The sequence below is a fragment of the Oleidesulfovibrio vietnamensis genome (assembly GCF_055388115.1).
In genome coordinates this window covers 2,525,285-2,546,293 of record NZ_AP042419.1, presented here as the reverse complement: position 1 = coordinate 2,546,293, position 21,009 = coordinate 2,525,285, and the positions used below count along the sequence as shown (strand labels likewise).

Sequence of the window (21,009 nt, the reverse complement as noted above, 5' to 3'; positions counted from 1 at the left end):
AAAAAGCCCTGAAACGGCTGTCCGGCGGCCGCGGAAAAATGCGGCACGCCGGACAGAGGCGATAACGGCACTGCATTGTACCGGCAGATGTGCCGGACCGTCAGCACCTGCTGTAACACAGGTCCAGATGTTCCCGTGCCACCGGGCGGGTAGCCGTACTGACGCCCGCCGCCAGCAGAAACGACAGCGGCAGCGCCACCACATTGGGGTCTACCCACTGCAGCAGATGCAGTGCCGAACCGGGCACTGCGTCGGCAACCAGAGTGGCTTTGCCGGTCAGCCAGCGGCACAGCCCGATGGCTGCGGCTTCTTTTTCATGGATGAACAGCAGCCAGAACATGGATGCTGCGAATCCGCCCAGCATGGACACCTTGGCGCCGGTTTTGGTCATGCCGCGCCAGTAAAGCCCCAGAGAATAGGCAGGCAGAAAAGTGGCTGCGCACAGCCCGAAGAAAAAAGCGGTGGCTCTGGCAATGACAGAGCCGGGCAGTACCCATGCCCAGACCAGCGAGGCAAGTATGGTTATGACCACACCGATGCGGTTGGCGGCAAGCCCCTGCTGCTTTCTGCCCAGAGTGCGTGTGATGATGTCGTGCCCCAGCGCCGTGCCGCCGGTATGATATTGCCCCGACATGGTGGACATGGCGGCGGCCATCATGGCCAGCAGAAAAAATCCTGAAAACCAGCCGGGCATCATGGTTTCCACATAGGCGGGAATTATCTTGTCCACATTTCCGCCGCCCATCTGTATGGCAATTTTACCGAACTTCTGAAAAAACACCGCGTTGGAAAGTGCGCCGACCGTGAAAGCCACGCCGGTCATCAGCAGAATGAACACTCCGCCGAACAGTACGGCCCTGTGCAGTTCTCTGTCCGAGGGCACAGTCATGTAGCGCACGGCAAGCTGCGGTTGCGCCAGTACCCCCACGCCCACGCCGTAAACGATGGTGGTGTAGATGACCAGCCACAGGGGCGAGCCGGTCACGGTGCCCTGTGTCCACCCCAGCATGCCGCCGGCGCGCAGTTTCTCGGGCATCAGCGGCGCCATGTCCGAAAGGGTTTCGTGCGCGGGAATGACGCCGCCCAGCATCCAGTAGGTATAGCCCACAAGCATCAGCATCATAAGCACCATAAGTGTGCCTTGAAATGCGTCGGTGTACATGACGGCCTTGATGCCGCCGGTGATGACATACAGTGCCAGAATGGCCGTGACGCTGAGCAGTGCCGCCACATAAGGCACACCCAGCGACACTTCGGCCAGCCGCGCAATGCCGATGAGAACTGCTGCGGCGTAAACCGGAATGAACAGAAAAATGATGCTGCCGGAAAACCCCTGAATGAAACGCGAGTCATATCGTCTGCCCAGCAGTTCCGGAAACGTGTGCGAATCGAGAGCCAGCCCCATGCGGCGGGTGCGTCTGCCGAAAAACACCATGGCAATGAAAACGCCCACACCGATGTTGAGCACCGTGAGCCACAGTACGGAAAAACCGAACATGGCCGCGGCCCCGCCGAAACCGATGATGGCCGACGTGGAAATGAACGTGGCTCCGTAAGACATGGCCATGACAAAAGGCCCGGCCTGTCTGCCGGCCAGCATGTAGTCGGCATTGCTGCCTGTTTCTTTCCAAGCCTTCCAGGAAAGCCAGAAACAGCAACCCAGATATACGGCGGTGGCAATAAGTTTACCTGTCATTCTCTGTCCCTCCGGCTTTGCCGGTATCCATGCGGGGCAGGTGCCCTGCATCGGAAGAGCCTTTTTCGTTCCAGTTCCATATGCCCCAGCCTACGCAGCCGCATGCCGCCATAATGCTCAGCCAGAAAGCCAGCGCGGCTTCCAGCGACCCCAGTCCCAGCATCATATGTCTTTATCCTCCGTGTCTGCCCCGCCGGGGCGTGAAACAAAAAAGGCCGCGGGCGGTAAGCCTGCGACCTTCGGGTGCACTGTGTTGTTTGCGGTTGTTACTCAGACAACAGTATCCACCTTCCGGTCACAGGTGCGACCGAAAAAGAAAAAGCTGAAAAAGCTGAAGGAAAAAACGGATAGCTGTTGTGTCATGGCCGGATAGTGCAGTATTGCTCTTTTGCTGTCAATGGAAAATTCTCTGCAGGAATGAGCATCATGAATGTGCGGCATGGCTGTGCTCTTATGACATGACGTGCTCACGTTCAATGGCTCCGTCGCGGAAAAAAAGCCGCCGTCTGGCTCGTGCCGCCGTATCTTCGTCGTGGGTTACCATGACAATTGTTTTGCCGGTGGCGTTTATCTGGCAGAACAGGTCCAGAATGTCGGCGCTGGTGGCGGAATCTAACTGCCCTGTAGGTTCATCGGCCAGAATGAGGGCCGGATCGAGCAGCAGTGCCCGGGCCAGAGCCACACGCTGCTGCTGACCGCCCGACAGGCTGGAAGGTTTGAAGTCCATCCTGTCGCCCAGCCCCACCTGATGCAGCAGATCCGCCGCACGCTGGCGCAGCGTGCGCAGCGGAATATCGCTGTACAGTCCCGGCATGAGCACGTTGTCCAGCGCCGATGAGTAAGGAATGAGATAGAAATTCTGGAAGACGAATCCCGTGAGCTTGTTGCGGTAATCGCTCAGTTCGTCATCGGTCATGGTGGCCACATCACGCCCGTGCAGCTGATAGCTGCCGCCGGTGGGCCTGTCGAGCAGTCCCAGTATATGCAGCAGAGTGGATTTGCCCGAGCCGGAAGCTCCCTGCAGGGCCACAAATTCGCCCTGCATGATGTCCATATCAAGCGGTCGCACGGCCTGCACGGTCAGGTCACCCTGTGTGAACGTGCGGTAAAGTCCGCGTGTGCTGATGAGCGGGGCTGCGGTTTCATTCATCAGTGTGCCCCGCCACGTTTTGCGGCAGGGGCGCTGCCCAGATCTACATCCACGGCCACCATGTCTCCGGCATTCAGCCCGCTTACGACTTCACTGGCGTCCAGCCCGCGCAGCCCCAGCTGCGGGTAGACTTTTTCCACGTTGCCCGCGGCGCGCTGTACAAACACCGTCTGTTTGCCGTCTACCCATTTAAGCGCGGCATTGGGCAGGGCAAGCACGTTGTCCTTTTCGTGCACAATGACACTGCACTGCGTGGTCATTTCCGGCCGCAGCTTGCGCGATGTTTCCGGTGCAAGTTTGACCAGCGCCTGATAGTACACAATGTTGTCGCGTACTTCCGGCTGCGGATATATCTGGTCCACGGTGCCGGTGAACACCGCATCGGGATAGGTGTCCACACGGAATTCCGTCGTCATGCCGGGCCTGACTTTACCCACATCGGTTTCATCGACATATATCCACATTTCAAGCCTGTCGGGGTCAAGCACGGTGATGAGGTTTGCCACCTCAAGTCCGGCCACAACCGTTTCGCCTTCCTGTGCAGTCACCTGGCTGACAATGCCGTTTATGGGACTGTATATGGTGGTATACGACATGCGTATGCGGGCGGACTCCAGCCCGGCCTGAGCCTGCTGCAGCGCTTCGCGGGCTTTGGTGCGCTCCAGCTCAAATTCCGCCCTGAGGCGGCGCAGAGTGGCTTCACGGGCCCGCACGGTGTTGCTCGATACCGTGGCAGCCTGCTGGGTGTCGTCCAGTTTGTTCTGGGTTTCAAGATGCTGGGTGACCAGCTGCTGGGTGCGCTGCAGCGTCAGTTCGGCAAAGCGCAGTTCCGCTTTGGCCGCTTTAAGCTGGGCTGCGGCTTCGTCAATGCGCAGCGGGTACGAAAGTTCGATCTGCCGCAGTTCCGCTTTGCTTTTTTCCACATTGGCACTGGCTTCGTTTAATGAAGCCTGCTGCTCTCTGTCATCTATTTCGGCAATGAGGTCGCCTTTCTGCACACTGTCGCCCACCCGGACGTACATTTTGCGGATGAGTCCTGTGGCGCGGGTGCCTGTTTTTACAATGGCTCCCACTTCCGGCTTGATGATGCCGGTGGCTTCAAGCACTTCGCGTATGGTGCCCGGACGCAGTTCCTGCGTGCGGGTGATCACAACGGCGTGCCCTGTTTTTTTATTTATGAAAAACCAGCCGCCGGCGGCTGCCGTACAGACAAGTATCAGGGAAATGACTATGAATTTGCGCATATAGGTGCCGTGTGTTGGGTGTTGGATCAAAGCTGCATGTATACCTTCGGGGCCTGCATAAATCCAGTGCTGATATTTGTCCGCATCCGGCGTTGCGGCCTGTTTCAGAGCCCGTGGCGCCGTTGATGCTCTTCTTTGTCTGTGCGGTACAGGCAGTGTGCCCGTAACGGGCTGTCCGCAGGCACTGCCGGATGCTCGAAATCCATGGCATGTCGCATGCCCAGACGCCGCATGACTGCCTGAGAGGGTGTGTTGAGTACAGCAGTGAAGGCGACCACTTCATGGAGTCCCAGCGTATTGAAAGCGATATCCAGAGCGGCCGCAGCCGCTTCCGTTGCATATCCTTTGCCCCAGTGGTCCGGGTCCAGCCGCCAGCCGACCTCCACACACGGAGCAAACGGCAGGTCGCCCGACGGACGGTGCAGACCTACCATACCGGCAAACAGGCCGCTGCTGCGCTCTTCCACCGCCCAGAACCCCCAGCCCTGACTGTCGATGAGCATGCTGCAGCGTTCTGCCATGGCGTCGCTCTGCCGGCGTGTGAGCGGTGCGGGAAAAAAGCGCATCACCCTGCGGTCCGCATTCATACGGGCAAAGCAGGGCAGGTCGCTTGTACGCCATTGGCGCATAAACAGTCTGGGGGTGAGGGGCTGATACAGGGGCATACGTCACAGGGTACGCATTGCGGATAAAAAGACAAGACTCAGGTGTTACATCATGTGTTTTTTCAGGCGGGAAAGCGCGGAGAAATGCGCAGAACGTTAAAAAGGCCGGCACAGGGCCGGCCTTTTCAATCTGCGGGGGCAGTTAAATATCCAGTACTTCGCAGCGCATGCCTCCGCGTTCCGTATCGGTAAAGCGGAACCCGAAATTGGCCCACAGCCCTTCCATCAGGCCGATACCGTCCACAAGATCTGCCGATCCTCTGTTGTAGACAAACCGGAAGTATTCCAGAAAATCACGGGTTTTTTCGTTGAGCATGGGCGCTTCTTTCAGCGCTTCTTCTTTAACGCGGTATTCCGGATAGTGGTCCATGGTGGCATAGGCATAGATGAGGGAAAAAGACAGCTGGGTAACTTTTTGCCGCACATTCTGAAGAAAAATCGATGTGTTGTTATGCTTGCGGTATTCGGAGATCTGAAAGCGTATCCAGTCGTAGTACTCTCCGCGGTTGTTGAGCAGGCGGATGTTACCGTCCAGCGAATTTTCCAGATCCTGACGGGCTTTGGCGGAGAGGGGAGCCTTGTACACCTGCTGCACCAGTGCATCGCGGAATTCAAATGAACGGCGGCTTGCCTCGTATTCTCCGTACAGTGCGTACAGGTTCATGAAATAATTTGCGAAACTGTCAGGGCGGCCCCGGCGTACAAGCAGCGGAAAACGACCGCGGTTAACCAGCTTGGTGAATTCATGCCAGTAGATGCAGAACCGTACCTGCTCGTCATACCAGCCCGTGTACAGGTTGGGGTGAAACAGCAGCACATATCCGGCGCGGGTATGCACCGTGCGCGCCACAGGCTCCAGCCCGGGGGTGGAGCGGAAATCATCGGAATTTTCCAGCTCGTTAACTTTGGCGTCGAAGTCCTGAGGCACTATAATCTGGTCAACGGGGAATATCAGCGGAACCCGTGTGGCCGCTTCTGCCAGCATGCCGAGTTCGGTCTTGATGGCGCTGCGTTGATCGTTGTTTCCTGTTTCTACATAAATCTGCATAGATAAATCTCCCGGCGGTGTTCCGCCCGCGTCACGTTTAGCCCGTGAGGGGGTGGTTGTAAACCCCGCGGGTGCGCCGCTGCGGCAGGGCATTTTTTTGCGCAGAAAAAAATTAACTGCTGTTGACAGCGCATAAAGCTGCTTTATCTTGAACGCAAGACGATGAATCAGGAGGTCATTACTATGGTAATTGATTTCAGTTCTCTTTATGAAATGCCGAGAAGTTTTGAAAAACTCTTTGATGAGTTTGCAAGAGCCAGCAAAGGCGGATACATCAGAAACGCCACTGCAGGACTCAACATTGTTGAAGATGATGAAAACTATTATGTAGATCTTCTTGTTCCTGCTGTAGACCCCGAAAAGATTGATCTTACTATTTCTGACAAGAATCTTATAATTCGTGGTGAAGTGGAAAAAGAAGCTGGTAAATTCTTCAGGCAGGAAAGGGGCTATGGTTCTTTTCAGCGTGTCATTACGCTGAATGCACCTGTTGACCGTGATGCCGTGCAGGCAACCTGCGAAAATGGCATTCTGAGGGTTGTTCTTCCTAAATCGGAAGCCGTCAAACCCAGAAAAATAGCTATTTCCTGATGGAGGTCTTCACATGAACACTGAAGTTGTAAAACACGAAGAAAAGGCATTGCCCAAAGTTATTCCTTCCACGGACATTCTTGAAATGGAAGACGGGTTTCACATCATGCTGGAACTGCCCGGTGTTTCGGGAGAAGGACTGAGCATTGATCTGGAAGAAAATGAAGTGATTGTCACCGGACGCAGCTCATATGTACAGAAAGCCGGCAGAAAGCTGCATGCGGAATTCGATGCCTGCGAGTTTGTGAGAACCTTTACCATTTCCGATGTGGTGGACAGAGAACGCATAACGGCGACCATCAAAAACGGTCTGCTGAACCTGCATCTGCCGAAGGCGGAAGCAGCCAGACCCAGACGTATTGAGGTGCGCGCCGTATAGCTTGCCTTTCGTCGCCAAATCCGTTTCAATAAGGGTGCCGCCGCTGGTGGCACCGCAAGCGATACGAGTACGACCTGACAGAATGGCTTTCGCGCAAAGGCGAAAGCCATTCTGTCTGCTTTTGGGGGGACAGGCAGGCTTGCCATGATGGCAGCAAAGGCGTATTAAGCCCGTCCGCCCTAAGAGGCGTTCTGCCACAGGTTCGCCCTGTGGCTCCTTTTTTGCCGGCTGTCCGAGCCGGACTATGATTCGTTCGTCTACGGGTGTTTACCCGTCTGAAACACAAGGGGATTCCATGAGTACATCCGGACTGACGGCTGGTGACAACATTACCACCAGCTGCACCAGATGCAATGACGTTACCGGTCACGTGATAGTGGCCATGGTAGGCAATGAGGTAGTGAAGGTTCAGTGTAAGGCCTGTGGCAGCGAGCATAAATACCGCCCGCCCAAGCAGCCCAAATCGCGGCCTCAGGCTCCTGCCGTGAAAAAAGTACGTGCAGGTTCCGCACGGGAAACTGCTACCACCACCGGCGCATCCGGACGCACCGTTTCGGCTTCTCGTTCCGAAGCTGCCCGCAAAGCCGCAGACACCCGCGCAGCCGCCCGTGCCGCCCGTGAAGCAGCACAGACCGCTGAAGTATGGCTGAAAGCCATTGCCGGTTCAGAAGACCGCGACGCAACCCCTTACAGCATGAAAAGCACATACGAAGTGGGGCAGATTATTTCTCACCCCAATTTCGGAGTGGGTAAAGTGCAGCAGCTTGTAAAACCTGATAAAGTGGAAATTCTTTTCAGGCAGGGCATCAAGCTTTTGCGCTGCACCATGTGACGACGGCTGTACGCCGCGTTGAAACGTCCGGCTGGTTCCGGACGTTTTTTTTATGCTCTTCTGCCACCCCGTTGCCACCCGTTGCCGCTCCTGCGGCGGAGCGTTCAGACGGCACTTTCTGCTGCGCATGCGGCCGGATTCTGCCTTCCTTTCAGACTGTACAGTTTGTAAGTTCATGCATTTTAAAGAGTAAAATGTTTTCCTGCACGGAGTCATGGTGTGAGAACATTTTTTGCAGCGGATTGCGGCAATGAAATTTTTGCCGCCTGCAAAGGTGTTCAGGAGGGTGCCATGCAGATTGACGGAAGTTCTGTCGGGTATGTGCTTCAGACCGGTTCTGCGCATCAGGTCTCGAAACGGCAGTACGGCAGTGCCGACTCCATTACCGGTTTTTACGGTCAGGGTGACAGGGTGACTATTTCTGACGAAGCCTGGCGTCTGCTGGAAGAGCAGAAAGCCGCCGCGTTGGAAAACAGTAAGCATGTACGGGGAATAAAGGAAGAAGAAGGCGAAACCGTTGAAAGCATCAAGGCGCGGGCTGCCGCTCAGGAGGGTGAGGAAGCAGCATCTTCCGGCAGTGTCAGCGGTAACGGCGGGATAGAGCAGATTGAAAAACTGAAAAAGCAGATTGAAGAGCTTCAGGCCCGCATAGCCGAAATCACTTCGAGCCCTGTTTCGGATGAGCAGAAAATGCAGCAGATAGCCCCTCTGCAGGCGCAGGTGCAGTCTCTGGAGCAACAGCTGATGGCTCTGCAGGCTTCACTCAAGTGATGGGTCATGACAACGGACGGCCTATAGTTTTTCACCGTCTGGCCGATATGCCGGACAGACGGAGGTGAGTTATGGCTATTAGTTTTGACAGTTTTCCGCTTGGTATGTCGGCGCTGAAGCGTGACCTGCATCTTGTGGACGAGGATGCAGGAAAAAAATCCGGTGCTGTGGGAACACTGCGCACAGGCAGTGCCGCAGCCGGTGAAGCCGCTCAGGGTGCCGCCTCCGCTGGCGGCGTGGTGGTGGAAATATCCGACGAGGCAAGGCGCAGGGCCGCCGGCGAACCGGATACTACGTTCACAGCCGCACCGGCCAAGGCAGATGGCGGTGAAGGTGAAGATAAAACTACCCTTGAACAGCTGATTGACCGGCTGAAAGAGCGTATCGAAAAGTTGAAGCAGGAGATACGCGAGCTTGAACAGAAAAGTATGCCGGATGAGGCGAAGCAGAAAATGCTGGAGATGAAGCGCAACGAGCTGATGCAGTTGCAGCAGCAGCTGGCGGAGGCTCAGATGAAGCAGGGTGAAGGCGCCGAAGGTTCTTCCGGCAGCTCGTTTGACGGGCGCGGCACCAGCGCGCAGGGTGCCACCACTATGGTTCGTCCCGATTAGGCGCTGAAACAGACCGGCGCTGACGGTGTGCAGTGGGCCTGCCGCGGCGATTGCGCCCTGTGCGGCTGAGGACGGTGCCGATGCCTCTGGGCTTCCGGCGCCTCTGGCCTCCGGTACCTCTGGCTTCAGGTGCCTGTTGTGCCCTGTGTCAGTGGTTTCCGGTCGGGAATAGTGTTTTTGCCGGAGCATCTCCGGCCGCAGAGCCGCGCAGCGCTCCGGTGATATCCGGAGTCTGCGCGTTTTTGCAGTTTTTTCTGCCTGCCGGACATCTGTCTGTGGTCTTTTTCCTTTTCCGGCAGTCCCCCCTGCTGGTGTATTTCCCCGTGCGGGTATGTGTTTTCCTGTGCAGGCAGGGCAGGCCGCGTTTTGCTGCGGCGTGGAAAACGTTGGCTGCGCTCACGCATTCTCCTGAATATGTATGCACCGTGATGACGACGGCCTTTCCGGGCCGGTGCTGTTCCGCCGGTTCGTGTCCGGTCCGGCGGCGGTAATGCCGTGTCTCTTGCGGGGTGCTGCCGCGGCTGGTCTTCCGTACTGGCATTATGGGGTATACAGAACCGCGGTTGTTGGTATAGTACACACATAAGGCCGCGGTTCCGTTACCTGCCGCGGTCGGACTCCGTTATGATTCATACCGCTACACTGGAGGTTCCGATGCTTGATCCGAAGGAATGCATTCTTTACAGCGGCGGTGCACGTGGTGCCGAGGCTGTTTTCGGCAGGCTTGCTGAAGAGTTCGGCCTTCAAGAGGTCAACTACAGCTTTGAAGGCCATCAGGCCGAACGCAGCCGCGGCGTGCGGGTGCTGACCAGTGAAGAACTGGCGCTGAAGGATGTGAGCCTTACCTATGTCTCCCGCCTGATGAACCGCAGCTATACCAGTGCCCCCCTGTTCCGCAAGGTGCTACAGTCCATCTGCTGGCAGGTGAGCAGCGGACACGAGGTTTTTGTAGTGGGTACCATTATGGATGACCACACCGTCAAGGGCGGCACCGGCTGGGGTGCGGAATTTGCCAAGATATGCAACAAGCCGCTGTTTGTCTTTGATCAGGACAGAGGCAGCTGGTACCGCTGGGACAAAGCCCAGTGGCAGCCGGTGGAAAATCCGGTGATAACGCACAGACATTTCACCGCCACGGGTACCCGCTTTATGCAGGCTGACGGAGAAGCGGCGATCAAGGCTTTGTTCGAACGCAGTTTTTCTCGCTGACGACCGGTTTCACACGGGCCGGAACCTGCGGGTTCCGGCTTTTTTTTTTGCGCATGCGGAGATATTTTCATGTTTGATTCCGGAAAGAATCCGGTTGCCGGCGGTCTGGCGGCTGTCGGCGCTTTTGTGCTCTGGGGACTTTTGCCGCTGTACTGGAAAATGCTGCACAGCGTGCCTCCGCTTGAAGTGCTGGGACACCGCATAGTCTGGTCACTGGTGTTTGTGGCTGTGCTCATGCAGGTCACCCGCCGGTGGGACGAGCTGCGGCGGGCTGTTTCTTCGGTGCGCAACATGGCTGTCATGGCTGTTGCCGGTGTACTGGTGGGCGGAAACTGGTTTTTGTACATCTGGGCGGTTAACAACGGCAGAGTGCTGGAAACAAGCCTGGGCTATTACATCACCCCGCTGCTTAATGTGCTGATGGGCTGTGTGCTGCTGGGTGAACAACTGTCAAAAGGCCAGAAGGCCGCACTGGTTCTGGCTGCTGCGGGGGTTGCCGTCCAGCTGACCATGCTGGGGCGTCTGCCGTGGGTGGCGCTGGTGCTTGCCGGTTCGTTCAGCGTGTACGGGCTGCTGCGCAAAACGGCCAATGTGGAATCTGTGCCCGGACTGTTTTTTGAGACAGCCGTCCTGACGCCGGTGGTACTTGTGTATCTGGTATGGCTTGACGGCAACGGTGGTGCCTTCGGCCATGCGGGAACTGCTGTTTCGTTGCTGCTGGCCGGTGCGGGGGTCTGTACGTCTGTTCCTTTGCTGCTGTTCGCTTTTGCCGCGCGCAGAATGCATCTGGGAACCGTGGGGATATTGCAGTACATCGCTCCCACAATCGCTTTTATGCTGGGCGTGTTTGTGTTTGACGAGCCTTTTTCAGCAGGACGACTTATATCATTCTGCTTTATCTGGCTGGCTGTGGCCATATATAGCGGCGAGTCTCTGTGGAAACGCCGCAGACGGGCCGTTCAACAGGGGTAGCCGGCAGCGAGGTGTTTTGTATCGGGTCGTATATAATATTATGTTGCATTTATTATTACATCCAGTAGGCTGATTCCGGAAGGAGGACGGCCTTGTTCTTTGACGCATCGCATTCCGGCTTTTCCAGAAAGTCATTGCCGCGTTTCGCGTTGTGGTTTGCAGCCGCTTCATGCGTGGTCATGGCCATTGCCGTGGTGGTTTCGCATCGGGTGGCCACGCAGGCACTGCAACGCCACGAGGGCCTTTTTTCGCGCCAGCAACTGCGTATGACCCTGCTGTCCGCACAGGCCATGCAGGGATATTTTTCTTCAGTTGCCGGCCATCTGCGCATTGCCCGGCCTCCCGCCCCTGTGCCGGATGAGGCTCTGTTCACTGCTCCTTCCGGCTCTCTCAGTCATCTTTTCGACAAACACCCTTCACTTGTGGCTGTGTGTTTCGGCACGCAGACCGGCGCCGATGCCGGTATATTCGTTATCCGGCCTCAGGCTTCCGCCGCATTGCGCGGTCAGGCACGTCTGTGGCTTCGGCAGGCGGTGCTGCATCCTGTCCGGTGCCCGCCGCCCGACGGCTGGTGGTTTGCCCCTGTGTTTGTAGAGCACAAGTCTGTGGTTGCCGTGCAGGTATGCACAGCGGATGCGGCGCAGGCTCCTGTGGTGGCTGTTTTTGACATGCACGGACTGGCGTTGCGCTATGCGGGGCAGCTGGGCATAGGGGACAGCGGTTCGGGTTTTGTGCTGGATGAACGGGGTACGGTCCTTTTTCATGCCGGTTCTCCTGTAGCGGGCCGCAATGTGTTTGACGGTATGCATGCCGGTTTTCCCGCGCTGGAACAGCTTGATTCCCGCATGGTGCAGGAGCCTTCCGGCGCGGGCGGCTATGAATACGCTACCCGCCGCAGCGGGGGAACGGTGCGTAAAATGGTGGCATGGAACACTGTGGAACTGCCACCGCACCGGCTTGTAGTGGGACTGGCCGCCGCCGTGCAGGACATCAACGCCGACATGTACGCCCTGAACCGTCAGCAGGGATTGCTGGCGGTTACGGCGTTTTTGTTTTTTGCCCTGATGGCGCTGTGGTTTCTTCGTGAACAGCGCACACGGGCGTTGCGTCGGTCTGCCGAACTGTACCGGCAGCTGGCCGACACAGCCTACGACATTGAGCTGTGGCATGACGCGGAAGGAAAGCTTTTGTATGTTTCTCCTTCCTGCGAACGCATTACTGGATATCCTGCTGCCGATTTTATGGCTGATGCCGGACTGCTGGAACGGGTGGTGCACCGCGAAGACCTTCCGGCTTTCAGAATGCACATGAGTGCGCCCGGTATGCTGGAAGGCGAATCGCTGGAGTATCGTCTGTTACACCGGACGGGCAAAGTACGCTGGGTTTCTGTCGTTGCCCGTGAAATATGGACATCGGACGGAATCTGTCAGGGGGTGCGTTCTTCCGTGCGTGACGTGACGGAAAGCAAGCTGATGGAAAAGGAGCTGGATTACAAATCGCAGCATGATGAGCTGACAGGGGTTGCCAACAGATCGCTGTGTCTGGCGCGCATCCGCAAAGCCATGGTGCGTACGGCTCCCAGACCGGAGGTAGGGTTTGCCGTCCTTTTTCTTGATATCGACCGCTTCAAGATTATCAACGACAGTCTGGGGCACGAACAGGGCGATATGGTGCTGGCTGAAATGGCCGAACGTCTGGTGGCGTCGGTCCGGCCCTGTGATACTGTGGCCCGTTTCGGCGGTGACGAGTTTGTCATTGTGCTGGAAGAGTTGCCCGGTCCGCGTGAAGCTGTGCGCATGGCGCGGCTGATCAAAAAGCGTTTCAAGGAGCCTTTGCTTCTTGAAGGCCATGAAATGCGCATAACATGCAGTATCGGAATGATTTTTGAGTACGGCGGCGACAGCGTCGGCGCTCAGGCTGCTGTGCGCAATGCCAATATTGCCATGTACCGCGCCAAGGCTGCGGGCCGTGACAAGCTGAAAGTCTTCCGGCCCAAGATGCTTGCCGCCGCTGCCAGCGTGATGACTCTGGAAAACGATATGCGTTCGGGGCTGCAGCGCGATGAATTTTTTATGGAATACCAGCCGGTGCAGCGTTCCGATGACGGAACTCTGACCGGATTCGAGGCACTGATCCGCTGGCGGCATCCCGATAAAGGTATCATAGGACCGGATCATTTTATTCCGCTGGCCGAGGAAAGCGGTCTTATTGTGGATATCGGGCTGAGCGCGCTGCGCAAATCATGCTGCGAAATGGCCCGCTGGTGCAGGCGCTACCCCGGCTGCGAAGAACTGTTTCTGGCGGTGAACCTTTCTGCGCGGCAGTTTTCTCAGCCCGACCTTGTGACCTGTGTAAGCGGTATATTGCAGGATTCGGGCCTCGACCCCCGTCAGCTCAAGCTGGAAATTACAGAATCCACCATCATGTCCAACGCGGAAACGGCTCTGGCCATGATGCACCGGCTGAAGCAGATCGGTGTACAGCTGGCTATCGACGATTTCGGCACGGGATATTCTTCACTGGCGTATCTGCAGAAGCTGCCTGTGGATACCCTGAAGGTGGACAGAATGTTTGTGAGCGCCATGGAAGAACAGGCCGGATGCCTTGAAATAGTGCGCAGTATTATCGTGCTGGCCAACAGCCTGCAGTTGAATACCGTGGCGGAAGGCGTGGAAAACAGCAGACAGCTGGAGATGCTGCGTAATCTCGGCTGCTCCTACGTTCAGGGGTTTTATTTTCATAAACCGCTGCCGGTGGCCGCTGCAGAACTGTTGCTGAACGGCAGAGAACCGGCGGAAGCCGTCTGAACCTGCCATTATTGCCGTCATGCCGCGCCGTTCAGGTTGTGCCGGTGCTGCCGCGCCGGTCAGGCCGCGCTGGAGCTGCCGTTTTGCTCTGCGGCGGGACTGTCCGCACCGAAATGCTTTTCGTAATCCTTGCCCCACTGACACAGCTGCTTGAGAATGGGCATCAGGCTGTGCCCCGTTGTGGAAAGTGAATACTCCACCTTGGGAGGCACTTCCGGATAGACTTTACGTTCGATTATTCCGTCTTTTTCCAGTTCGCGCAGTTGCTGGGTAAGCATTTTCTGCGTGATATTGGGAATGGTGCGCCGCAGTTCGCCGAATCTGTGCGTGCCCCGCGTGCCCAGATGATACAGAATGATAGGTTTCCATTTGCCCCCGATCAGCTGGATGGTCAGCTCTACGGAGCAGTAATAGGTTCTGCCTGCACAGTGTTTAAGTCCGCACCCGCTCATATCGTCCTCCGGATTTTTTTTTCCACTACCGGCAAAAAAGGTTTCGCGCAAGACTGCAGGGCGCTTGAAAGCCTGCATGGTTCCCTGAGGGTATGTACCTGCACAAAAGACCTGTGTTGTGTTAGTATCTGTGCATATGTGTGCGATACAGCGGCAGCCGGTTGCTGTAGTCTGCTTTTTTAAGGAGAATGATATGGAATTTAAAGATGTTGTACGTATGCGCCGCAGTGTGCGCAAGTTTACGGAGGAACCCGTGACTGAAGAGCAGCTGGCGGCGCTGCTGGAAGCCGCCATGGCTGCGCCCAGCGCAGGCAATGCACAGCCGTGGCGTTTTATCGTGGTGGACGACAAAGATACGCTGGCCGCAGTGCCCGCCATTCACCCCTATGCGGCCATGGCAGCATCGGCGCCGCTGGCCGTGCTGGTGTGCGGTGATCTTTCTGCAGAAAAATACCCCGGATTCTGGGTGCAGGACTGCGCCGCGGCAGTGCAGAATATGTTGCTGGCAGCGGTGGACGCCGGTCTGGGGGCGGTCTGGACAGGAATTTATCCTGAGCAGGAGCGCGTGCGTCAGTTCAGTGCCATGTTCGGCCTGCCCGAACATGTTGTGCCACTGGCACTTGTTGTTGCGGGACACGCGGCAAAAACACCTGCTCCCGGTGGCCGCTTTGATGCAGCCAAAGTACGTCGCAACCGGTGGTAGATTATCCGCACAGCCTGTGCTGCGGCTTGAATAACGGCGTAAAAACATATACCTGCCATGCAGAGGCGTGCAGTTGCCCGCCCGCACCATAAAGGAGTGACGCATGAAGGTATTGGCTATAGACAAGGTGTCTCCGGATGCCACGCCGGAACGGGTCCGTGAACTGTTCATGAAAGAAGTTCATCAGACCATCAAGATGTATCTCGCAGATGTGGTCCGGGAAATTTATTTCAGGGAAGACCGTTCCGGCACGGTGATGATGCTGGAGGTGCCTTCCATGGAAGAGGCCAGAAAAACTGTGGATACGCTGCCCATGGTCCGTGACGGTCTGCTTGAATACGATCTTATCCCGCTGGGACCGTTCATGCCGCTGGCTCTGCTGGTCAGCGACGACGAACAGGCCGCCTGATACCTTAAGCTTCTGTATCATATACAGTGATAACGCCGCGGCCGTGTGCCGCGGCGTTTTATTTTTTGGGGCAGGCGCAGCGCATTGACATATAACAGGGCCTGTACTGTTATGAATGCATGGAGGTGCATCATGCAGGAAGAACCGGCAGAAGGAGGACGTTTTCCGCACAGGCAGACTGCCGCGGCGGAAATGGGCGGCTACAGGCTGGTGGATGCACAGTCGGCGCATGGCATGTTGCTGGGCGGCGAAGCGCTGTTTGTGGATGTGCGCGATGCTTTATTGTACCGGCAGGGCCACTTGCCCTCTGCTGTGTGTTTTCCGCTGCCCATGACATGGCGTGCCCGCCTGCAGCACAGATGGAAGCTGCGCAAGCTGCTGTGCACGGCAGAGTGCAGACCCGTGGTTTTTTATACCGAAGGGCCTACGTGCCGCCGCAGCGATGTGGCAGCACGCGCGGCGGTGATAACGGGTTTTCCGGCCGTGTACCGTTTTGCGGGCGGTGTGCAGGCATGGGTGGCTGCCGGTCTGCCGCTGGAAGCCGGTACCTGTCCGCCGCCGCTGCGCAGTTTTGAAGAGCACGGCCACGACTACTGACCGGCTGCCGCGTTACAGATAGTGGGGGGGCGGGCCGTCATCGCCTGCGTCCGCATCGCGCAGCAGCGGGGCCATCTGGCGCAGTTTGATTTCCACGGCCTGCTGCAGCTTGTGCATTTCGTCCAGCTGCAACTGCTGCTGCGTCAGCGCATCATTCAGTTCGCTTATGGTTTTTTCCTGAAAATATACCGTTTCTTCCAGCTTGATAATGCGGTCTTCAAGCGTTTTTGTCATGCCTTCATCTCCGCCAGCGTCATGATGACGTTGAATTCGTTTTCAGTTACGGGCTGTACGGACAGCCTGTTGCCCTTGCGCAGCAGCGCCATGTCCTGCAGCTCGGGTACGGTTTTCAGATAAGCCAGAGGCAGCGGACTGGAAAAAGTGCGGATGTATTTCACATCCACCATGAACCAGCGGGGCGCTTCCGGCGTGGAGCGCGGGTCAAAATGGTTGTTTTCGGGATCCCACGCCGTATGGTCGGGGTAGGCTTCGCGCGATACTTCTGCCAGCCCTGCAATGGCGGGGTTTTTTCCGCTGTGGTAAAAAAGCACCTTGTCACCCGGGCGCATTTCGTCCCGCATGAAATTGCGGGCCTGATAGTTGCGTACTCCGTCCCACGGGGTGGTCTGCTCCGGAGCGTTCACCAAATCTTCCAGTGAAAAACACTCCGGTTCACTTTTCATCAGCCAGTAACGCATATTGCCTCCGGTCTGCGTCCGTCAGTTTTCAGTCAGCCGCGCAGCCAGTCTTCCAGCACGGGCGGCTGCGGGGCAAAGCCCGGCAGGGGGCTCCATTCGCAGCGGGCGGTAAGCTCTATGCCGCGCTGGATTATGGATACGGGCCTGTCGGATGAAACAACAATGACAATCATATCATCATTTGCGGCGGTAAAACGCAATGCCGAGTTGAAGCGTGCTCCTCTGGCCCTGTTTTCGCCGGGCACGGTTCTGCCGTCCAGCAAGCAGGCGAAATTATGCAGTTCGCCGGTGCCGGAGATGTGCAGAGCCCCGTCGATTTTAGAAAGCGATGTGGCCAGCCGCAGGTGGTCTTCGCAGCGCAGATCAAGCGGGGTTTGCAGGGTCTGCCCGGCCAGATTGCGCGGAACGGCGCGCAGGTCAACGGCCAGAGTGCAGCCGTGTTTGCGTTCGCGGGCGTGACGTACGATGTGCGATACAATGCGCATAAGATTGAGCTGGTGGTCTTCAGTCAGCCCGCTTTCCAGCAGGGCCTCTTCAAACTGCACCAGATTGGCCCGCCGGTTGGTGGAGTGGAACACTCCCTCTTCAAAACTGCATATCACTTCGTCGTCCAGCAGCAGAAAGCCGTGCCTGCCCTGATAATCGGCAATGATGGTACCCGGCGGCAGGGCATCGCAGCTGATGCCCACAATGGAGCGTCCGTCTGAAATCAGTGTGCGGGGCGCGCATTCCACAGCCTGAAGAAACTTGCGGCAGTGGCGCAGGTTACGCAGCACAGGCTGCTCCATGCGTGGAAAACCTGCCATGAATCTCATGCGGCACAGCATGGAAGGTTCCACAAACGCCAGCCGTCCGCAGGGCCATGCTCCTTCCTCCCGCGTGCATGAAATGCCCAGTATGGCGTCCAGTGTGGGGTAGACGCGCAGTTGGGTGTCGGGGCCCAGCGTGTAGTTGCGCTGGTCCACAATATAATCGCGTACGGCATGAAAGGCGTAGCTTTGCAGTACAAACGCCGAGGTGGAATTGCGCAGTGTGCCGGAAATGGCCGTATCCTGCGCCAGCTGCCCCGCGGCATGTTCAAGCCAGCGCAGGGTCGGCCCCGGAGAGCACAGGTCCGGATGCTGTTCGGTAAACCACATCTGAAAAAACGCCGAACTGCTTTGCCCGCCGAACGCCAGCAGGCCGGTAAGGCCCGGATCCGGCGCGGGTATGATGTCTCCGCTGCGCAGGCATGCAAGGGCCGGATGCGGGGTTTTCCATCCGGCTGTGGAACAGTAGAGCTCTTCCAGCCGTGGTTCGTGTCCGTTAAGAAGCTGCTGCGGATCAATGACATGCAGCGGGTCACCGGGGGCAAGAGCAAGCAGCAGGGCGACACGGCTGGGGCCGGAAAAATGGCTCAGCCCTTCGCGCAGGCCGTCTAGACTGTTGTGGATGAACAGGCTGCGGTAGGGGGACTTCACACACTGCTCCTTGCGTTGGGCTGCGGCAGGGCGGGCGGCATCAGTCCTGACCGTCTGTCTGCTGCAGCATGCTGAAAAAATATACTCCGGCCATGACGGCCTCGGCAGCGTCGTGGGCGGGCGGTCTGACCAGCGCTTTTCCGTGACGGCGGAACAATGCCGAGGCCATGGCCACGGCTGCCTGCTTGCTGTCTTTGCCGCTGCGCACCGCATGTGCGGGCAGCAGTGCGCGGCGCCATGCTTCGGCACCGATGGCATGCACCTGCAGACCGGCGTGTGTTCCCTCCCGCTGCCATGCCCCGCCCGCTGCGCCGCCGCCTTCAACCAGCAGGTGCTCCAGCTGTGCATGGCGAAAAAACAGGGCGCGGGCGGCCCTGCGCATGGACCCGATGGTGGCGTAATGAAATGAACGGCACCACAGCGGGGTTCCGTGCCGGTCAAACATGGCCACACCGGCGCGCAGACCGCCATCGACGGCCAGCAGCCAGCCGGTGCCGGCGGTGTATGAGTGGTCTGTCAGTCTGTGCATGGTCTGTGTTCTGGTCATTACGTCAGGGGACACTGCTTTTTCAAGTATGAAAAAAGGATGCGCGCGTTGCGTGCATCCTTTGAGGAACGGTATCCGGTCCGGCTCAGCCCCTTCTGCGCTGCGGCCGTGAGGGGCGCGCGCTGCTGCGACCGCGGGATCTGCGGTCGTCGTCCCGCCGGGTCTGCTGTGCAGCCTGCTGTTTTCCGGCGGCATGGCGGGGGGCGTTTTTTCGCTGTTGCCCGTGCTTTTTGCCGGCAGCGCCCTGTGCCCCCCCGTGGGAGGGAATGAGTATGTGGTGCTGGCGCAGACGTTCGGCATCGGTGCGGGCGACATATATGGGGTCTCCCTGCAGGTCGATACCGGCATAGTACATGGCGGTGGCCACTGTTCCGGGCGTGGGTATGAAACACTGCACCTGCTGGGGCTGCCAGCCGCGCTGACGCAGCCAGCGGCCCAGTGTGCGCATGTCGTCGTCCGTGCAGCCGGGAAACGCACTCATAAGGTAGGGAATGACATATTGCTCTTTACCGGCTTCACGCGAGAAAGTTTCAAAAGCTTCGAGAAAGGCTTCAAAGGCGGGAAGTCCGGGCTTGCGCATGCGCTCCAGTACGTTGTCACAGATGTGTTCCGGCGCCACTTTAAGCTGGCCGCCGGTGAATTCCATGGTATAGGCGCGCAGCGCTGTGTCATCCTTCAGCGCCAGGTCATACCGCACCCCGCTGGCCACGCGCACATGGCGTACTTTTTCCATGCCGCGTATGGTGCGCAGAAGGTCAATGGCGGCGGGCTGCTGAGCCTTGAATGCCTTGCACACCGAAGGGTGCATGCAGCTTTCCCTGCGGCAGCGGGCGGGGTCGGCCGCGCATGCGGCCTGCCACATGTTGGCGCTCGGTCCGCCCACATCGCTTATGGTGCCTTTCCAGTCTGCACGGCGGGTCATGGCCCGCACCTCTTCGATGACCGATTTGCGGCTGCGCGATGCAATGCGCCTGCCCTGATGGAGCGCCAGTGAACAGAATGAGCATCCCCCCCGCAGCCGCGGTGTGTGGTGACTGAAGTCAGCATCATATCCGTTGCCGGAATGGGACTGGTGTAGGCAGGGTGCGCCGTGCGTGCAAAGGGCAGCGAGTACAGACGGTCCATTTCCTCTTCAGCAAGGGGGTGGGCCGGTGCCGTAAGCAGTACCTTGCGGCCTCCCGCGGGCTGGATGGCCGGAGCGTTCATGGCGTGCACCTGCTTTTCCAGCATCACGGTAGCCTGCAGCAGCAGGTGGGGGGCTTTTTCGATGGCTTCGTGGGCGGGCAGCTCAAAAACATCGGCTTCCGCCGGAGCGTAGTCAGCGGGTACCATGCAGGCCATGCCGCGCAGGGCGGAAAAAACAGTCCACAGCGGCGGCAGTGCTCCGGTGTCCTGCTGGTGCGCATAGCCGTTTTCATCCAGAGCCACGGCCGCTTCCAGCATGGCCCGTTCGCCCATGCCGTAGATTATGGCGTCGGCTTTGCTGTCCAGCAGCAGCGGTCTGCGCAGTTTGTCCGTCCAGAAATCGTAATGTGTTATGCGCCGCAGCGAAGCCTCTATGCCTCCGAGAATTACGGGCAGACCGGGAAAGGCGCGCCGCACAAGATTGGTGTATACTATGGTCGCCCTGTTGGGGCGTGCTCCTGCTTTGCCGCCGGGGGTGTATGCATCGTCGGAGCGTTTTTTGCGAAATGCTGTATAGTGGGCCAGCATGGAATCGAGCGCTCCGGCTGTTACGCCGGCAAAAAGAGCCGGTCTGCCCATTTTTTCCAGATCGGCTGTGCTGTCCCAGGCCGGCTGGGCGGCCACGCCCACCCGGTAGCCATGCGCCACAAGCCACCGCCCCAGTATGGCTGCGGCAAAGCTGGGGTGGTCTACGTATCCGTCACCGGTTACCAGCAGAATATCTATGCCGTCCCAGCCTATGTGTTTTACATCGGCTGCGGTCATGGGTAAAAATTCGGGTTGCTCAAGGGGCGTTCGGCCCGCAGGCATGGCGGGCACAGAGGATGTATGTATGCGCATGGCGCGAATATAGGGTGCGCCCTGCCGCTGCGCAAGGCCATTGTGCGGGGTGGCGGTGCTTTCCTGCTGCAGTGTGTTGAACTGGCACCGCAAATCAGATAATAACAGGCGCAAGTGTGAGTGACTGCTTGCTTTGATCCGGT

At 57.9% G+C, this 21,009-nt stretch carries 22 protein-coding genes and 1 pseudogene; 11 read left to right on the top strand and 12 right to left on the bottom strand.

From position 1 onward, the window contains the following. Positions 1-100: 100 nt before the first annotated feature. From ACZ5D1_RS11410 to ACZ5D1_RS11385, 6 genes are all read right to left on the bottom strand, one after another. Complete coding sequence (locus ACZ5D1_RS11410; protein WP_011367315.1) at positions 101-1,696, bottom strand: sodium:solute symporter family protein; 1,596 nt, start codon at positions 1,694-1,696, stop codon at positions 101-103. Then, a complete protein-coding gene (locus tag ACZ5D1_RS11405) occupies positions 1,686-1,862 on the bottom strand; it encodes a symporter small accessory protein (protein WP_011367316.1) in 177 nt (58 codons plus the stop codon). The genes ACZ5D1_RS11410 and ACZ5D1_RS11405 overlap by 11 nt, the downstream gene beginning before the upstream one ends. Positions 1,863-2,147: 285 nt before the next feature. Next, positions 2,148-2,846, bottom strand: coding sequence for an ABC transporter ATP-binding protein (locus tag ACZ5D1_RS11400; protein ID WP_011367317.1), 699 nt, complete (start codon positions 2,844-2,846; stop codon positions 2,148-2,150). Continuing rightward, complete coding sequence (locus ACZ5D1_RS11395; protein ID WP_027181474.1) at positions 2,846-4,090, bottom strand: efflux RND transporter periplasmic adaptor subunit; 1,245 nt, start codon at positions 4,088-4,090, stop codon at positions 2,846-2,848. The genes ACZ5D1_RS11400 and ACZ5D1_RS11395 overlap by 1 nt, the downstream gene beginning before the upstream one ends. A 104-nt stretch (positions 4,091-4,194) precedes the next feature. Continuing rightward, positions 4,195-4,719 carry a GNAT family N-acetyltransferase gene (locus tag ACZ5D1_RS11390; protein WP_464554925.1) on the bottom strand — a complete coding sequence of 175 codons (525 nt, stop codon included), beginning with the start codon at positions 4,717-4,719 and terminating at the stop codon, positions 4,195-4,197. A 178-nt stretch (positions 4,720-4,897) separates the two neighbouring features. Then, the gene (locus ACZ5D1_RS11385; protein ID WP_011367320.1) at positions 4,898-5,803 is read right to left on the bottom strand and encodes a hypothetical protein; all 906 of its coding nucleotides are present in this window, start codon (positions 5,801-5,803) and stop codon (positions 4,898-4,900) included. Positions 5,804-5,986: 183 nt separating this feature from the next. Between ACZ5D1_RS11385 and ACZ5D1_RS11380 the strand changes: the two genes are divergently transcribed. The 8 genes from ACZ5D1_RS11380 to ACZ5D1_RS11345 all read left to right on the top strand — a co-directional run bounded on the left by ACZ5D1_RS11380 (position 5,987) and on the right by ACZ5D1_RS11345 (position 13,975). Continuing rightward, positions 5,987-6,394, top strand: coding sequence for an Hsp20/alpha crystallin family protein (locus ACZ5D1_RS11380; RefSeq protein WP_027181472.1), 408 nt, complete (start codon positions 5,987-5,989; stop codon positions 6,392-6,394). Between the two features lie 13 nt (positions 6,395-6,407). Then, complete coding sequence (locus ACZ5D1_RS11375; protein WP_011367322.1) at positions 6,408-6,773, top strand: Hsp20/alpha crystallin family protein; 366 nt, start codon at positions 6,408-6,410, stop codon at positions 6,771-6,773. A gap of 295 nt (positions 6,774-7,068) precedes the next feature. Continuing rightward, complete coding sequence (locus ACZ5D1_RS11370; RefSeq protein ID WP_011367323.1) at positions 7,069-7,605, top strand: hypothetical protein; 537 nt, start codon at positions 7,069-7,071, stop codon at positions 7,603-7,605. Between the two features lie 291 nt (positions 7,606-7,896). Continuing rightward, positions 7,897-8,376 carry a FlxA-like family protein gene (locus ACZ5D1_RS11365; protein WP_148204119.1) on the top strand — a complete coding sequence of 160 codons (480 nt, stop codon included), beginning with the start codon at positions 7,897-7,899 and terminating at the stop codon, positions 8,374-8,376. Positions 8,377-8,447: 71 nt separating this feature from the next. Then, positions 8,448-8,987 (top strand): FlxA-like family protein, encoded by a 540-nt coding sequence (locus tag ACZ5D1_RS11360; protein WP_051363864.1) that lies wholly within the window; start codon positions 8,448-8,450, stop codon positions 8,985-8,987. Between the two features lie 654 nt (positions 8,988-9,641). Then, positions 9,642-10,196, top strand: a complete 555-nt coding sequence (locus ACZ5D1_RS11355; RefSeq protein WP_011367326.1) for a hypothetical protein — start codon at positions 9,642-9,644, stop codon at positions 10,194-10,196. Positions 10,197-10,265: 69 nt separating this feature from the next. Beyond that, on the top strand, positions 10,266-11,168 hold the full coding sequence (rarD, locus tag ACZ5D1_RS11350) for an EamA family transporter RarD (protein WP_011367327.1): 903 nt from the start codon (positions 10,266-10,268) through the stop codon (positions 11,166-11,168). 92 nt (positions 11,169-11,260) lie between these two features. Further along, the gene (locus tag ACZ5D1_RS11345) at positions 11,261-13,975 is read left to right on the top strand and encodes a putative bifunctional diguanylate cyclase/phosphodiesterase (RefSeq protein WP_051363863.1); all 2,715 of its coding nucleotides are present in this window, start codon (positions 11,261-11,263) and stop codon (positions 13,973-13,975) included. A 59-nt stretch (positions 13,976-14,034) separates the two neighbouring features. Here the strand turns inward: ACZ5D1_RS11345 and ACZ5D1_RS11340 are convergent, their stop codons facing one another. Next, entirely contained in the window at positions 14,035-14,427 is a 393-nt protein-coding gene (locus ACZ5D1_RS11340) for a winged helix-turn-helix transcriptional regulator (protein ID WP_011367329.1), read from the bottom strand. 193 nt (positions 14,428-14,620) lie between these two features. Between ACZ5D1_RS11340 and ACZ5D1_RS11335 the strand changes: the two genes are divergently transcribed. The 3 genes from ACZ5D1_RS11335 to ACZ5D1_RS11325 all read left to right on the top strand — a co-directional run bounded on the left by ACZ5D1_RS11335 (position 14,621) and on the right by ACZ5D1_RS11325 (position 16,136). Beyond that, entirely contained in the window at positions 14,621-15,130 is a 510-nt protein-coding gene (locus ACZ5D1_RS11335) for a nitroreductase family protein (RefSeq protein ID WP_027181469.1), read from the top strand. Between the two features lie 103 nt (positions 15,131-15,233). After that, entirely contained in the window at positions 15,234-15,539 is a 306-nt protein-coding gene (locus ACZ5D1_RS11330) for a hypothetical protein (protein WP_464554923.1), read from the top strand. Between the two features lie 132 nt (positions 15,540-15,671). Next, positions 15,672-16,136, top strand: a complete 465-nt coding sequence (locus tag ACZ5D1_RS11325) for a rhodanese-like domain-containing protein (protein WP_464554922.1) — start codon at positions 15,672-15,674, stop codon at positions 16,134-16,136. A 12-nt stretch (positions 16,137-16,148) separates the two neighbouring features. Here ACZ5D1_RS11325 and ACZ5D1_RS11320 read toward each other — a convergent pair whose 3' ends face one another. The 5 genes and pseudogenes from ACZ5D1_RS11320 to ACZ5D1_RS11300 form a co-directional block, all read right to left on the bottom strand. Continuing rightward, the gene (locus ACZ5D1_RS11320) at positions 16,149-16,370 is read right to left on the bottom strand and encodes a SlyX family protein (RefSeq protein WP_011367333.1); all 222 of its coding nucleotides are present in this window, start codon (positions 16,368-16,370) and stop codon (positions 16,149-16,151) included. Further along, positions 16,367-16,834 (bottom strand): EVE domain-containing protein, encoded by a 468-nt coding sequence (locus ACZ5D1_RS11315; protein WP_027181467.1) that lies wholly within the window; start codon positions 16,832-16,834, stop codon positions 16,367-16,369. The genes ACZ5D1_RS11320 and ACZ5D1_RS11315 overlap by 4 nt, the downstream gene beginning before the upstream one ends. Before the next feature lie 32 nt (positions 16,835-16,866). Further along, positions 16,867-18,294: a DNA integrity scanning protein DisA nucleotide-binding domain protein gene (locus ACZ5D1_RS11310; RefSeq protein WP_464554920.1), complete on the bottom strand. Its 1,428-nt coding sequence runs from the start codon at positions 18,292-18,294 to the stop codon at positions 16,867-16,869. A 40-nt stretch (positions 18,295-18,334) separates the two neighbouring features. Continuing rightward, positions 18,335-18,841, bottom strand: coding sequence for a hypothetical protein (locus ACZ5D1_RS11305; protein WP_011367336.1), 507 nt, complete (start codon positions 18,839-18,841; stop codon positions 18,335-18,337). An 85-nt stretch (positions 18,842-18,926) separates the two neighbouring features. Next, a pseudogene (locus ACZ5D1_RS11300) lies at positions 18,927-20,866 on the bottom strand (YgiQ family radical SAM protein). Between the last annotated feature and the right edge of the window lie 143 nt (positions 20,867-21,009).

Bases quoted from the DNA above. Each gene is read 5' to 3' on its own strand.
- ACZ5D1_RS11410 (WP_011367315.1), bottom strand. From the start codon at position 1,696: ATGACAGGTAAACTTATTGCCACCGCCGTATATCTGGGTTGCTGTTTC.
- ACZ5D1_RS11405 (WP_011367316.1), bottom strand. From the start codon at position 1,862: ATGATGCTGGGACTGGGGTCGCTGGAAGCCGCGCTGGCTTTCTGGCTG.
- ACZ5D1_RS11400 (WP_011367317.1), bottom strand. From the start codon at position 2,846: ATGAATGAAACCGCAGCCCCGCTCATCAGCACACGCGGACTTTACCGC.
- ACZ5D1_RS11395 (WP_027181474.1), bottom strand. From the start codon at position 4,090: ATGCGCAAATTCATAGTCATTTCCCTGATACTTGTCTGTACGGCAGCC.
- ACZ5D1_RS11390 (WP_464554925.1), bottom strand. From the start codon at position 4,719: ATGCGCCAATGGCGTACAAGCGACCTGCCCTGCTTTGCCCGTATGAAT.
- ACZ5D1_RS11385 (WP_011367320.1), bottom strand. From the start codon at position 5,803: ATGCAGATTTATGTAGAAACAGGAAACAACGATCAACGCAGCGCCATC.
- ACZ5D1_RS11380 (WP_027181472.1), top strand. From the start codon at position 5,987: ATGGTAATTGATTTCAGTTCTCTTTATGAAATGCCGAGAAGTTTTGAA.
- ACZ5D1_RS11375 (WP_011367322.1), top strand. From the start codon at position 6,408: ATGAACACTGAAGTTGTAAAACACGAAGAAAAGGCATTGCCCAAAGTT.
- ACZ5D1_RS11370 (WP_011367323.1), top strand. From the start codon at position 7,069: ATGAGTACATCCGGACTGACGGCTGGTGACAACATTACCACCAGCTGC.
- ACZ5D1_RS11365 (WP_148204119.1), top strand. From the start codon at position 7,897: ATGCAGATTGACGGAAGTTCTGTCGGGTATGTGCTTCAGACCGGTTCT.
- ACZ5D1_RS11360 (WP_051363864.1), top strand. From the start codon at position 8,448: ATGGCTATTAGTTTTGACAGTTTTCCGCTTGGTATGTCGGCGCTGAAG.
- ACZ5D1_RS11355 (WP_011367326.1), top strand. From the start codon at position 9,642: ATGCTTGATCCGAAGGAATGCATTCTTTACAGCGGCGGTGCACGTGGT.
- rarD (WP_011367327.1), top strand. From the start codon at position 10,266: ATGTTTGATTCCGGAAAGAATCCGGTTGCCGGCGGTCTGGCGGCTGTC.
- ACZ5D1_RS11340 (WP_011367329.1), bottom strand. From the start codon at position 14,427: ATGAGCGGGTGCGGACTTAAACACTGTGCAGGCAGAACCTATTACTGC.
- ACZ5D1_RS11335 (WP_027181469.1), top strand. From the start codon at position 14,621: ATGGAATTTAAAGATGTTGTACGTATGCGCCGCAGTGTGCGCAAGTTT.
- ACZ5D1_RS11330 (WP_464554923.1), top strand. From the start codon at position 15,234: ATGAAGGTATTGGCTATAGACAAGGTGTCTCCGGATGCCACGCCGGAA.
- ACZ5D1_RS11325 (WP_464554922.1), top strand. From the start codon at position 15,672: ATGCAGGAAGAACCGGCAGAAGGAGGACGTTTTCCGCACAGGCAGACT.
- ACZ5D1_RS11320 (WP_011367333.1), bottom strand. From the start codon at position 16,370: ATGACAAAAACGCTTGAAGACCGCATTATCAAGCTGGAAGAAACGGTA.
- ACZ5D1_RS11315 (WP_027181467.1), bottom strand. From the start codon at position 16,834: ATGCGTTACTGGCTGATGAAAAGTGAACCGGAGTGTTTTTCACTGGAA.
- ACZ5D1_RS11305 (WP_011367336.1), bottom strand. From the start codon at position 18,841: ATGACCAGAACACAGACCATGCACAGACTGACAGACCACTCATACACC.